Origin of the sequence: Roseburia lenta, assembly GCF_014287435.1 — a bacterium.
GTDB lineage: Bacteria > Bacillota > Clostridia > Lachnospirales > Lachnospiraceae > Pararoseburia > Pararoseburia lenta.
In genome coordinates, this window is sequence record NZ_JACOPG010000002.1 from 253,779 (window position 1) to 266,722 (window position 12,944).

At 43.4% G+C, this 12,944-nt stretch carries 10 protein-coding genes; 1 reads left to right on the plus strand and 9 read right to left on the minus strand.

Annotation, left to right across the window (positions count from 1 at the left end):
- Positions 1-8: 8 nt before the first annotated feature.
- The 5 genes from H8R94_RS05175 to H8R94_RS05195 form a co-directional block, all read right to left on the minus strand.
- A complete protein-coding gene (locus tag H8R94_RS05175) occupies positions 9-1,226 on the minus strand; it encodes a restriction endonuclease subunit S (protein ID WP_186854082.1) in 1,218 nt (405 codons plus the stop codon).
- Entirely contained in the window at positions 1,216-3,981 is a 2,766-nt protein-coding gene (locus H8R94_RS05180; protein ID WP_186854083.1) for a type I restriction-modification system subunit M, read from the minus strand. The genes H8R94_RS05175 and H8R94_RS05180 overlap by 11 nt, the downstream gene beginning before the upstream one ends.
- A 37-nt stretch (positions 3,982-4,018) precedes the next feature.
- Positions 4,019-4,210, minus strand: coding sequence for a helix-turn-helix domain-containing protein (locus H8R94_RS05185; RefSeq protein WP_330592996.1), 192 nt, complete (start codon positions 4,208-4,210; stop codon positions 4,019-4,021).
- Between the two features lie 784 nt (positions 4,211-4,994).
- Positions 4,995-6,704, minus strand: coding sequence for a 23S rRNA (uracil(1939)-C(5))-methyltransferase RlmD (gene rlmD / locus H8R94_RS05190; RefSeq protein ID WP_186854085.1), 1,710 nt, complete (start codon positions 6,702-6,704; stop codon positions 4,995-4,997).
- Position 6,705: 1 nt separating this feature from the next.
- Positions 6,706-7,656 (minus strand): 3'-5' exoribonuclease YhaM family protein, encoded by a 951-nt coding sequence (locus H8R94_RS05195; RefSeq protein WP_186854086.1) that lies wholly within the window; start codon positions 7,654-7,656, stop codon positions 6,706-6,708.
- A 143-nt stretch (positions 7,657-7,799) separates the two neighbouring features.
- On the opposite strand from H8R94_RS05195, the gene H8R94_RS05200 reads away from it, so the two are divergent.
- Complete coding sequence (locus tag H8R94_RS05200; protein ID WP_186854087.1) at positions 7,800-10,202, plus strand: endonuclease MutS2; 2,403 nt, start codon at positions 7,800-7,802, stop codon at positions 10,200-10,202.
- Positions 10,203-10,272: 70 nt separating this feature from the next.
- Here H8R94_RS05200 and H8R94_RS05205 read toward each other — a convergent pair whose 3' ends face one another.
- The 4 genes from H8R94_RS05205 to rpsK form a co-directional block, all read right to left on the minus strand.
- The gene (locus tag H8R94_RS05205) at positions 10,273-10,797 is read right to left on the minus strand and encodes a bL17 family ribosomal protein (protein ID WP_118280270.1); all 525 of its coding nucleotides are present in this window, start codon (positions 10,795-10,797) and stop codon (positions 10,273-10,275) included.
- Between the two features lie 133 nt (positions 10,798-10,930).
- The gene (locus H8R94_RS05210; protein WP_118280271.1) at positions 10,931-11,890 is read right to left on the minus strand and encodes a DNA-directed RNA polymerase subunit alpha; all 960 of its coding nucleotides are present in this window, start codon (positions 11,888-11,890) and stop codon (positions 10,931-10,933) included.
- A gap of 46 nt (positions 11,891-11,936) precedes the next feature.
- Positions 11,937-12,530: a 30S ribosomal protein S4 gene (gene rpsD, locus H8R94_RS05215; protein WP_186854088.1), complete on the minus strand. Its 594-nt coding sequence runs from the start codon at positions 12,528-12,530 to the stop codon at positions 11,937-11,939.
- Positions 12,531-12,548: 18 nt separating this feature from the next.
- Positions 12,549-12,941 (minus strand): 30S ribosomal protein S11, encoded by a 393-nt coding sequence (gene rpsK / locus H8R94_RS05220; protein WP_118280273.1) that lies wholly within the window; start codon positions 12,939-12,941, stop codon positions 12,549-12,551.
- Positions 12,942-12,944 lie beyond the last annotated feature (3 nt).

A 12,944-nucleotide genomic window follows, 5' to 3' on the forward strand; every position in this document is an offset into this window, starting at 1 on the left:
ACCTCCTTCTACACAAACATTTTCTCCATACACGCACTCTTTATATGCTTTATCTTCTCCAGTTCTTCCTTCTCAATTTCAATAAGTCGATCCATCTGACGGAAGTATTCACCGATTTGCTGCTGTTCCTCTATTGTCGGTGCAATATAAGCACTCATTTCCAGGAATGCCTTCGGCTTCAATGTCCTAAGCTTCTTTACTGTGCCCTCCATACTCCGGGAAATTTCTTTAATGAAGCGCGGATGCCTTACGATGCACTCCATAAAGGTCGAATCCTGCTCTGTGTAAAAGATCTTGTATATCGGAGATACACAGCCCTTGCCCAGAGCGTTCCGATGAATGGCTCCATAAATCACATTTGCCGGGTTATAGATGATGTCATTATATTCCGTCTGTAGGTACTTTTTATTTGCCTTGTCGATAATTAGGAAATCTCGCTTGTTAGTCTTCTTATCCTCCGGCCTGATTACGCCTTCTTCGATAGTAAACGCCAGTTGCGGATACTCATCGGATATCGTATCAATGATATGCCGCTCCGTAAAGATTTCAGAAAACTGACAGAGTCTCCACGGTTCTTTATACTGGCCAAATCTGACGGCAGGAACATCTGCTCCATCATGTGGAAACATTTTCTCTATCATAGCTTTCCTAAGGCAAACCAGTCTTTGAAGTTCTCGCTGATGTATCAATATAAGATTATTGATTTTCTTAAAATATAATCCAATTTGCACCTGTTCATCTATAGAATCCGGCATCACTATATCGACTTTTCCTATTTCATCCTTGTTGATTTTTTGCGGAACAGCCGTTACTAATGTTCTTTCTCTTAATTCCCTTTTGAATAAAGGTGATTGAATAACATTGCTTAAAAAGTAAGAATCGACATTTCTTGGTTTTAGCAATGCCAAACTCACATAGAAAGCCATTTTCTCTGATGTCTCTACAACATTTGTAGTTCCTACATCTCCGATTCTTGTCATAAGAACATCCCCGCGTTCCGGGTATATTTTGTAATCCCTTGCGAATGCATCTTCCGAAATATACTTTTGCGATGTCAGGGTTGCTATATTCTCCACAGACAAAAACATAATTCCTTTATTGGTATATTTTGGTGTTTGATGTACACCATCATAAACATCAACCACAGCGGATAGTTTTTTCTTCTCCCAGTCCACATCAAAACCGTTCATTCTAATCTCAGGAGCATATTTTTTTTCATCGGACATATCCTCCCAATATTTTTTGAAATTCCATTAGACCTTCGGAATCCGAACCATCTGCACTTAACATTCCAATCATCTCAGATAAACTTGATTTAACATCCGTTTTTTCACTTTGAATATCATGCATGGTTGTAGAATACTTTAGTGCAAGATAATCCATTTTATTTATCACATCAGTAATAATTGCGGAAGAAATATTATCCAAATCACTAACAAGTGGTGCAATCCATTTCTGTTCTACAATTTGCAGAGCCGCATCTTCGGAAAGATTTTCGATAACCTTTTTGGTTTTGATATGAAGCGCTTCCTTCTTCTGCTTCACACTCCTCTTGACCGTACTTTCCTCATCTACTAACCGCAAAGCAGATAACAGCTTTCCTTCATACGAATCCTCTGAGAACTCGTACTCCATCTTTAGCTGCTGTATTCGGCTTGTTAACGACGGCTTCTTGCAGGATCCGTCCTTATTCTTTTCGATTACATCCCAGTCCACATCCGTGCAGGTCTCGATAAATGCCAGTTGTTCTTTTTTAGGCATGGTCATATACTTGTTCAAAGCATCAATCTCCTCGTTCTCCACATCCTGCAATATTTCATCGCAGGCCGCTTTCAATTCCTTGGAAACAAACGCATTATTACTGTCATTTAAGAAGCTGCCCTGTTTTTCATCCTCATCGAGGGAATCAATAATCTCAGTATACTCTCCAGCAATCTCTGACAAGCGTTCTTCCAGAACCCGTATTTCTTCAACCTCATCTGGCATGAGCATTTCTTGTACAAGTTCAAAGGGTAAGATATGCCCCTTCCATCCATCCTGTACTTCCGTCACTTCGTCATCATCATTCTTGTTGTTTTTTTTCTTGATGACCATATTCGGATCCACCTGCGTAATGACCTGGAACCCTTCTGTCTGGAGCATCTCTATATCCGCAGAGATAATATCCCAGTATTTTGCAAACACCTGATAGGCAACATATCGATCCGCCAACTTAACCCGATCAATCCTGCCAAAAATATCCTCAGTAATCTTTTCTTTCTCCTGTTCAGCTGCAACATCCAGTATGCCATCGATCAAGTCTTCCTTAAGCGTCTCATAAAAACCGGCAAATGCTTTTGTAAATGTAACCCTGTATGCTTCAACTGACTCAAAAGAATCTATTGTACCCTTGATATCCTTTGTCCTCGGCTGAAGATATCCCGCTGACACTTCTTTAAACAATGCATCTCTAAGTCCTGGAAACGCCTCCCAGAATTTCTCAAAAACATCGGCCTCACTTACCGGAATACCGCCAAACATCGTTGCGCGGATATCCCATTTCTCCGGCTCATCCGTAGAATCAACATACCTGGTGATATTTAGGTTATACTCATTTTCCTGTACAGTTTCTTTTGAAACCAATACGGAATATTTATCAATCTCCGTTCTGTATTTTACGGTATCTACTATCTTCTTAATATCAGAAGCCCTAAGCTTGTTATTCTTCCCAGATTTTTCAAATCCCTTGGATGCATCAATGATAAGAACGTCCGAACTCGGTCTATTTTTCTTCAAGACCATAATGATTGTCGCAATATTGGTTCCGAAAAAGATATTCTCCGGTAAGCCAATAATTGCATCAATACGGTTTTTCTCGATCAGGTTCTCACGGATTTTTGCCTCTTCACCGCCACGGAAAAGCACACCATGAGGAAGGACGATGGTCATGATACCGTCATCTTCAAGATGATAGAGATCATGGAGCAAGAATGCAAAATCCGCCTTGGCCTTTGGCGCAACGCCGAAATCCTTATACCTTGGATCGAACTCTTTGTCCTTCGGATCCCACTTCTGGGAATAAGGCGGATTGCTGACCACGGCATCCACCCTCACAAGCTCATAAGTAGTCTCTTTCTTGTTTTCTTCAAAGAAAGGCCAGTCGTCCTCCAGCGTATCTCCGTTTCTCACATTGATATTGGCAGGCTTGATTCCTCTCATGACCAAATTCATCCTGGTCAAGTTGAATGTATTCTCTTTCAGTTCCTGCGCGTAATAATCAATCTTTCCATCACCGCTAATATATTTTGCAGCCGATCTGCCGATGTTTATTAATAGCGACCCAGAACCAGATGTAGGATCATATATTTTGATCTGCTTCCTGTCTTTAAGGTGCTCTGACACGATCTCGGACATCAGCACAGATACCTCATGCGGTGTATAAAACTCTCCCGCTTTCTTTCCAGCATTTGCTGCAAAATTGCTAATTAGATACTCATAGATGAAGCCAAGAACATCGTAATCCTGCTTGCCGTCCATCGGAATCTTCTTGATCAGCTTCAGGAGTTTCTTCACCGCCTTTGTCTGCGAGCCGGAAGTCTCTCCCAGCTTTGACAACCCAGTCTGCAGAGTATTGAAGATTTTCTCAAATACCTTCTTGTAAACCTCATCGATATTTTGGTCAAAGTCGGACAGTGCATCCCTAACATCCTTCACATCAAAATCATTTCCCTTTGCCAACCATGTTGAGAACAGATTGTCATAGGCAATGAAATACCCAAGTGTTTCCCGCACGTGCTTCGCATACTTGACGTCCTTTTCGTCAACCTTCTTGATCTCATCTTCACTGAGTTTTTCCTTGTAGAACAAATCCAGTTCACGTTCCGACAAATATTTGTAGAAGATGAATCCAAGGATGAAATCCTTATACTCATTAGCCTCTATCTTTGACCGCATCTGATTAGCTGATTCCCAAATCGTTGATGCAAGTTGATGTTTATTCATTATGTTTTCCTCCTGCAGTGCCTATATTTTATAAGCATTATTTATCGGCAGCTCTACCACTACGTGCCCATTCCTCAAGTTCTGAATACTTAAATTTCCACGCCTTGCCGATCTTCATTCTTGGAATATCTTTGCCCTTACGAATCCAGTCGCGAATTGTGGCTGGCTTAACACCCAAGAATTCTGCTGCTTCTTTTGTACCTACCCAGTTTTCTTCTTTTACACTCACAGTCATAGTCTCCTCGCTCCTATAAGGCACAATTGTCCATATTTAATGGTACCATAGTTTGTGTAGTTTTTCAATGGTTTATAATATTTTGTATCTGTTTGCGTGGTTGCATTTCAAAGCACAGTTTTCTTGTTTCATACCTTGATTTTCCAGTAGTTAGAGTCACTTTCACAGACTTCAAAAAAGGAATTCCAACAGATGCTCCTCAAAGACCAGACCGAACTTTTTCTGCTCGGTAAACTTTCCCATCTCCATCATAATTCTCTGTCTAAACGTCTCATCATCAATTTATTTTATTAAATCTTGTAGTAATGCCACAGTTATTTACCTCGTTCTTTCGTTTATGTTTTTGCTTTTATATTGTAGCTTATACCGCATTTTTCATAAAAGGTGATAACTACCTCTGCCCATTATAAAAATGCTTATTCTCCTTGTGAAAACTGTTGCAGAGAAGCCACCAGTCACTCTCCCATTGCAATTGAGTATTTATCAATCTTTTCTATCAGTAAATTGAATAATTTATCGCTAGCTGTTACAAAAAGTATATCTTGAAAAAGCAAATTCTTCAATCTTAGTAATCATCCCATCCATCCTTATCTCTAGATTAGATAAGATAGATATTATTCATATCAGTCTTAATAATCTCAGTATCATTACCTTGTCCTTTGGACACTCCAAAGCAACCAAAAAAGACATCCCTTGCCCCGTAATAACTACGGTTCAGAAATGTCCTTTGTCCGCTACTTAGCAGTAAGATAGACTCACGATGCTACTTATCCACAATCTATATGATTCCAAAATGCCTAAACGCCTGCATGATTGCTTCTTCCTTCTCCGGTGTGCATTGTAGCTGTTTCGCATTCTCAGATTTAGGTAAATTAAAATTCTCTCCCACATCCAGTCCACATTTCTTCTTAATCTGTGCAATATACAATGAAGAAACCTTAAGTCCAGTCTGTTCCAGCACATAAGCTTTTATCTGCTCATAAGTTGCCTTTCCTTTGAGCTCTGATAAATCCATATCCTCTAAAGAGGAGTCCACCTTAACTTTCCTGCTGTCGACCATTCCCTTGGAAAGTAAGACAACCGTCTCCACATGCATGGAGTGGCAAAATTGGTCGACCGGTCGCACGCGCAGCACCTCATACCCCTTTTCCTGTAAGTACTTCAAGTCTCTTGCCAAAGTAGCGGAATCGCAACTGACATAAACGATCCGCTCCGGTGCCATGGCAACCATGGTTTCCAAGCACTTCTCATCACAACCCTTGCGCGGCGGATCCACAACGATCACATCCGGGTGCAGACCTGCATCACCATCATCTGCATGTTCTTCTACCCATGCCGGCAGCACTTCCTCTGCCTTGCCCACATAAAAAGTTGCATTTTCGATCTGATTATTCTTGGCATTTTCTCTGGCATCCGCAACGGCTTCCGGCACAATTTCCACACCATACACATGCTTTGCCGCCTGTGCCAAAAATAAAGAAATGGTTCCGATACCGCAGTAAAGATCCCAGACGATCTCCTTGCCTGTCAGTCCCGCATACTCCAAAGCAAGACTGTACAATTTCTCCGTCTGCACCGGGTTCACCTGATAAAAAGATTTTGGCGAGATAGCAAAAGTCACGCTCTCATCTGTCCTGGTAAATCCCCCAGACTCTTCTTCTCTGACCCGATGAATGGTATCACGGATACACAGATCTCCCCACAAAAGCTGCACCTTATCACCAAGGATACGGTTGGTCTTTTCCTTATTTACATTATAAGAAATGCTGTGCATGCCCGGGACTTCCGACAAACTCTCCACCAATCGATCTGCCTGCGGCAATTTATCCCCATTGATGATCAGGCAGACCATGACTTGTCCACTATGAAAACCTTTGCGTATCAAGACATGACGCAGCAGACCTTGCCCTGTCGTCTCATCATAAGGCTTGATATGGCAGGCTTCCATGTACTCTTTGATGACAGCTAGGATCTTTGCATTCTCACTGACCCCCAGCAGGCAGTCATCGATCGGGATGACCTGATGGCTCCTTGCCGCATAAAATCCAAAGACGATATTGCCGTCCTTATCATATCCACAAGGAAACTGCGCCTTATTGCGATAGCGGAACGGATCCTCCATCCCGACCACTGGCTCCATGACCTTTTCCACTTGTTCCTGTGAAAAACTGCCGATCCGCCTTAAGTTATTTTCGACTTTTTTCTGTTTGAGAACCAGTTGCTCCTCATAACAGAGATTTTGGATCTGACATCCCCCGCACTGTCTTGCTATCTTGCAGGGAGCCTCCACACGCTTCGGCGATGGTTTCACAATTTCAACAAGGCGGGCGTAGCCATAGCCTTTTTTCAGCTTAGTCACGCCCGCAAGAATCTCGTCTCCAATGACGGCATCTTTGACAAAAAAGGTCATCCCCTCATATTTGCCAATGCCTTCACCGCCGATGCCCATATCTTCGATTTTCAGGATAAAGGTATCATTCTTTTTCATATTATTCCTCTGTACTTGTTTTTCTGATATTGGAATCAAACAAACGGTTGAATCCCTGCCACTTGAGATCGCCCTCTGCCACATTGCCCAAAGCCTCTTTCATGGTCTCCATCTTGGCATCGATATTATCCGCAAAACTAAGTGCCACTGCCTCTGCGATCGCAGGCTTCTTTGGCGAACCAAATTCCAACTCGCCGTGATGTGCCAAAATACAGTGGATCAGTTCTCTCGCCTTGACCTCCGGAAATCCCTCGATCGTATTGATGCGCTCCTGCACCTTGGCAGCCCCGATCATAATGTGTCCCAACAACTGTCCCTCATCGGTATAGTCATTCTGTGGAAACGGGGAAAGTTCATCCAGTTTTCCGATATCATGGAAAATAGCCGCAGTTAAAAGTAAATCGCGATTTAAAATCGGATAAGTCTGTGCGTAAAAATCACAATTCTTTGTCACACCCAGTGTATGTTCCAAAAGTCCCCCAACATAGCCATGATGCACGCTCTTGGCAGCGGAATGGAATTTAAAACGATTGGCAAACTCCTCGTCTGCAAAGAAACTCAAAAGCAACTGCTTCATATATGGTGCCTTGATCGTCCCGATAAATCCCAGCAATTCCTCATACATGAGATCCACGTCCTTATCAGAACACGGAAGATAATCCGCCGGTATGTATTCGCCCTCCTGCGCAACGCGCAGTCTCTTGATATTTAACTGGTATGCGCCCTGGAAAGATGTGATATCTCCCTGCACCCAGATATAATCCAATTCGTCATAGTCATCAATTCCCATGGAACTCGGTTCCCAGATCTTGGCATCCAGTGTCCCGGTCTTATCTTGCAGCATCAGGCTTTCGTATGGCTTTCCTGCCTTGGTCAGTGCCGATTGCTTTTTGCGGCACAAATATATTTCATTGATTCTTTCTCCCTCTGTGAGGTCTTTGATAAATCTCATTACATTCTCCTCTTCTATGCAGAGCGTCTTCTTGCGCCATACCTCTATATGCCCTTACGCCCTATCTTTACTACATTCATGCAGTTTTTATTATACGGTTGAATGACTGGTCTTTCAATATATTTTTGTGTATAATACATTTTATGAATAAGAAAGCATTAAAAACACTCGAATACAACAAAATAATCGCTCTGTTGGAGCAATGTGCTGGCAGTACACAGGGAAAGGCTTATTGCCGTGAACTTCTGCCCGTTTCCAATCTTTCACAGATCAAACGCATGCAGGCAGAGACCAAGGATGCTCTCAGCCGTATCTTTAAACGGGGAAGTGTCTCTTTCTCCGGCATTACGGATGTACGTCCTTTCCTAAAACATCTGGAGATCGGGTCTTCTTTGACGATTTCGGAACTATTGGCGATTACCTCTCTTTTAGAGGTTGCCAAGCGGGTCAAGACCTATGGACGCAGTGAAAATGATCTGTCGATCGAGAGCGATCATCTGGCTCATTTCTTTAACAATCTGGAACCACTCACACCGGTCTGTCAGGAGATCCGCCACTGTATTTTATCGGAAGATAGCATCGCGGACGATGCCAGTCCTGGGCTGAAAAATATCCGCAGGCAAAAGAATGTCATCGGCGAGCGTATCCGCACCCAGATGAATACCATGTTAAACAACAATACGACACGTTCTTACTTACAGGATGGCGTGATCACAGTCCGTGGCGGGCGCTATTGTCTGCCGGTCAAGGCAGAGTACAAGAACTACGTTCCCGGCATGGTACATGACCAGTCCTCCAGTGGCTCTACCCTATTTATCGAGCCTATGTCCGTCGTCAATCTCAACAACTCCCTGCGTGAACTGGAATTGCAGGAGGCAGAGGAGATTGAAAAGATCTTAGCCGACTTGTCCAATCTTGTCGCAGAACATACAGAGGAGATCTCACAGGACTTTATGATCTTGGCAGAACTGGATTTCATCTTTGCCAAGGGAGAACTCGCCCGCAAGATGAACGCCGTTGAGCCGGAGTTTCATACCGATGGCATCATCCATCTGCGCGCAGCAAGACATCCGCTTTTGGATCCCAAACATGTCGTACCGATCGATCTGACACTGGGCAAGGATTACAATCTTCTCATCGTGACCGGTCCAAACACCGGTGGTAAGACGGTCTCCCTCAAGACCTGCGGACTTCTCAGCCTGATGGGGCAGGCAGGACTGCATATCCCGACCAAGGATCGAAGCCAGTTATCTATATTTGATGATGTCTTTGCTGACATTGGAGATGAACAGAGTATTGAACAGTCCCTCTCGACTTTCTCCTCACATATGACCAACATTGTGCATATCTTGCGGGAAGTGGAAAGATCCAGTGGACATTATCTCTGTCTTTTCGATGAATTGTGTGCCGGTACGGATCCAAAAGAAGGCGCAGCCCTTGCGACTGCCATCTTATCCAGTTTACATGAGCGCGGTGTCCTCACCATGGCAACTACCCACTACAGTGAACTGAAAATGTATGCTTTATCCACACCGGGCGTAGAAAACGCCTGTTGTGAGTTTTCCGTAGAGACCCTGAGCCCGACCTACCATCTGCTCATCGGTATTCCGGGAAAAAGTAATGCTTTCGCCATTTCCAAAAAACTCGGTCTGTCCGACGACTTGATCGCAGACGCTAAGACTCACGTCACGGAAGATGATCAGAACTTTGAAGACCTCATGGTCGATCTGGAACAAAGACGGGTCTCTATGATGCGTGACAGTGAGGAAATTGCCCGGCAGAAAAGAGAAATGGAAGACCTGCAAAAGAAACTAAAAGAGCGCGAAGATCGTCTGAATGCCTCCAAGGATAAGATCCTGCGTCAGGCAAATGAGGACGCTTCCCACATCTTACAGGAAGCCAAGCAGATCGCAGACGAAACCATCCGCGACTTCAACAAATACAGTCATTCCAACCCGGACATTGCCAAGATGGAAGCCAAGCGTGCTGCTGTCGGTAAGAAATTGGCAGCCAGCCGAAAGAAGGCCTCTGTTGCTGCCAAGGATAACAACAAGCCAAAGAACCACAAAGTACCAAAGAATCTGCGCGTAGGGGATCCAGTCAAGGTGCTCTCCATGAATATCAACGGAACCGTCTACTCCCTGCCAAACGCCAGAGGCGATCTGCAGGTACAGATGGGCATTATGCGATCCAAGGTCAATATCAATGATCTAATCCTTTTGGAGGACAACGATACAGCCGCTAAGACAACCGGCAAAAAGAGCCGTTACACAGGCAATGGTGGCTTTAGCAAGGCTGCTACCATCTCCCCGGAGATCAACCTCCTAGGACTCAACGGCGACGAAGCCGTAGCCAAACTGGATAAGTATCTGGATGATGCCTATGTATCGCATTTAAAATCGGTCCGTGTCGTCCACGGCAAGGGAACCGGTGCTCTGCGTAAGGCAGTACATCAATATTTAAGAAAACAAAAGATCGTCGACGAATTCCATCTCGCCGAATTTGGTGAGGGCGATGCCGGTGTCACCATCGTTACTTTCAAATAACTTGGTTTAACGACAAAAAACCTCCCGCAGCATTTCAAACTACGGGAGGTTTTCTACGTTCATAAATGGATTATACTAACTCAAGAACTACTTCCAAAGCACCGTCACCCTTACGAGTTCCGATCTTTACGATTCTTGTGTAACCACCGTTACGGTCAGCATACTTAGGAGCGATTTCCTCGAATAACATCTTAGGCATATCAACTTCCTTGATCTCCTTCTTAGTCTTACCAGCAGACTTTACAGGATATAATACCTTAAGCATTTCTCTTCTTGCATGAAGACGGGATGGCTGATCCTTCTTGATCTTCTTTTCTACTGTATCATATACAGTAACCTTCTTGCCATCAACAACTTCCTTTACACGCTTGCCGTCTTTGTCCTTGCGGGCAACCTTAGCCTGTACGGTAACTTCATCGAAGTTGTCCTTTTCTCTAACAGCCATAGCAATGATTCCTTCAGCGATCTTCTGAACTTCCTTTGCCTTAGCCTCTGTTGTAACGATTCTTCCATGATATAAAAGGTTTGTTACCTGATTTCTCAGTAATGCCTTTCTCTGTGAAGATGTTCTGCTTAACTTTCTATACTTTGCCATTTCATTTTCCTCCTTATGTGATGGCTCACTTCGCGATGCCTTTTGGTCTTATTCGCGAGGTGCATGGTATGCCATCCATGATATTATGAGAGTTCCGTGCCTTTTGGTCTTACCGGTTCTCCCTATGTGACTTTTATTCGTCTCCAGTTCTAAGCTGGAGTCCTAACTCGCTTAACTTACCTAATACTTCTTCCAAAGACTTGCGTCCAAGGTTGCGAACCTTCATCATATCATCTGCTGTCTTGTTGCATAACTCCTCAACAGTGTTGATGCCTGCTCTCTTCAAGCAGTTGTAAGAACGAACAGATAACTCTAATTCATCGATGTTCATATCCATGACTTTGCCCTTTGGATCCATTGGCTTGTCAGCCATAACCTGAGCCTCGATTCCACGATCAGAAAGATCGATGAAGAGGCTTAAATGCTCATTTAATACCTTAGCGGCTAAACTTACTGCCTCGTCTGGCTGAATTGTACCATTTGTATATACGTCCAAGGTAAGTTTGTCATAGTCAGTAATCTGACCTACACGAGTATTCTCAACCTTCAGATTTACTCTTTCGATTGGTGTGTAGATAGAATCAACAGCGATAACACCGATTGGTGTGTCCTCTGACTTATTCTTATCTGCGCTGATATATCCTCTACCCTTCGTAATGGTCAACTCCATGTAGAGTTTGCTGTCAGCACCACCATTTAAATTAGCGATCACAAGATCCGGATTCATAATCTCAATGTCAGAATCCACCTGAATATCACTTGCTCTTACAACACCTTCGCCCTCGAACTCAATGTATGCGATCTTCGGGTCGTTGCTTGCGCTGTTGTTGCGGATTGCAAGATTCTTGATGTTCATGATGATCTCTGTTACATCTTCCTTAACACCAGGAATAGATGAGAACTCATGTAATACGCCTTCGATTTTCACCTGACTTACTGCCGCACCTGGCAATGAAGAAAGCATGATTCTTCTAAGTGAATTACCAAGTGTAGTTCCGTAGCCTCTCTCTAAAGGTTCTACAACAAATCTTCCATACTTTTTGTCTTCTGAGATTTCAGCAATCTCAATGTTTGGTTTTTCGAAATCGAACACTAGGTGGCCCTCCTTATACTGGTTTACCTTGCTAAATTGTGTCTAATTACTTAGAGTACAACTCGACGATAAGCATTTCATCGACTGGTACGTCGATCTGCTCTCTTGTAGGTAACTCTTTTACAGTTCCCTGTAACTTCTCAAGGTCAACATCGATCCAATCCGGAACGAGTCTGCCGTTTGTTACCTCAACGATATCCTTAAATCTCTGAAGGCTCTTCTTTGCTTCGCGAACTTCGATAACATCGCCAGCCTTTACCAAGTATGATGGTACGTTTACAGGCTTGCCATTAACCAAGAACATCTTGTGGTCTACAACCTGTCTAGCTTCTCTACGTGTTCTGGCAAATCCCATACGGAATACAACATTGTCCAGACGGCTCTCAAGGATAGTCATAAGGTTTTCACCAGTCATACCCTTCTTTCTGTCTGCAATGTCGAAATACTTATGGAAAGGCTTCTCTAATACGCCATAGATAAACTTAGCCTTCTGCTTCTCTCTCAACTGGAGACCATACTCGGAAATCTTTCTTCCTGATCTCTTTAACTGTCTATTTGATTTTTTATCCACTCCTAAATATACAGGATCCAAACCAAGTGATCTGCATCTTTTAAGAACTGGGGTTCTATTTACTGCCATCTTAGATTATCCCTCCTATTAAACTCTTCTACGCTTTGGTGGACGACATCCATTATGTGGTACTGGAGTTACGTCTGTGATGCTGGTTACATCGATTCCGCATGCAGAAAGTGCACGAATTGCTGCTTCTCTACCTGATCCTGGTCCCTTAACCATAACATCTACTGTCTTTAATCCATGAACGAGAGCAGCCTTTGCTGCTGTTTCAGCTGCCATCTGTGCAGCATATGGAGTAGATTTTCTTGAACCTCTAAATCCAAGACCACCGGCACTTGCCCATGATAAAGCATTTCCCTGTGCATCTGTAATTGTTACAATTGTATTGTTGAAAGATGCCTGAATATGTGCCTGTCCGTGTTCAACGTTTTTCTTTACACGCTTTTTTGTTACTTTCTTTGCAACTTTAGCCATATC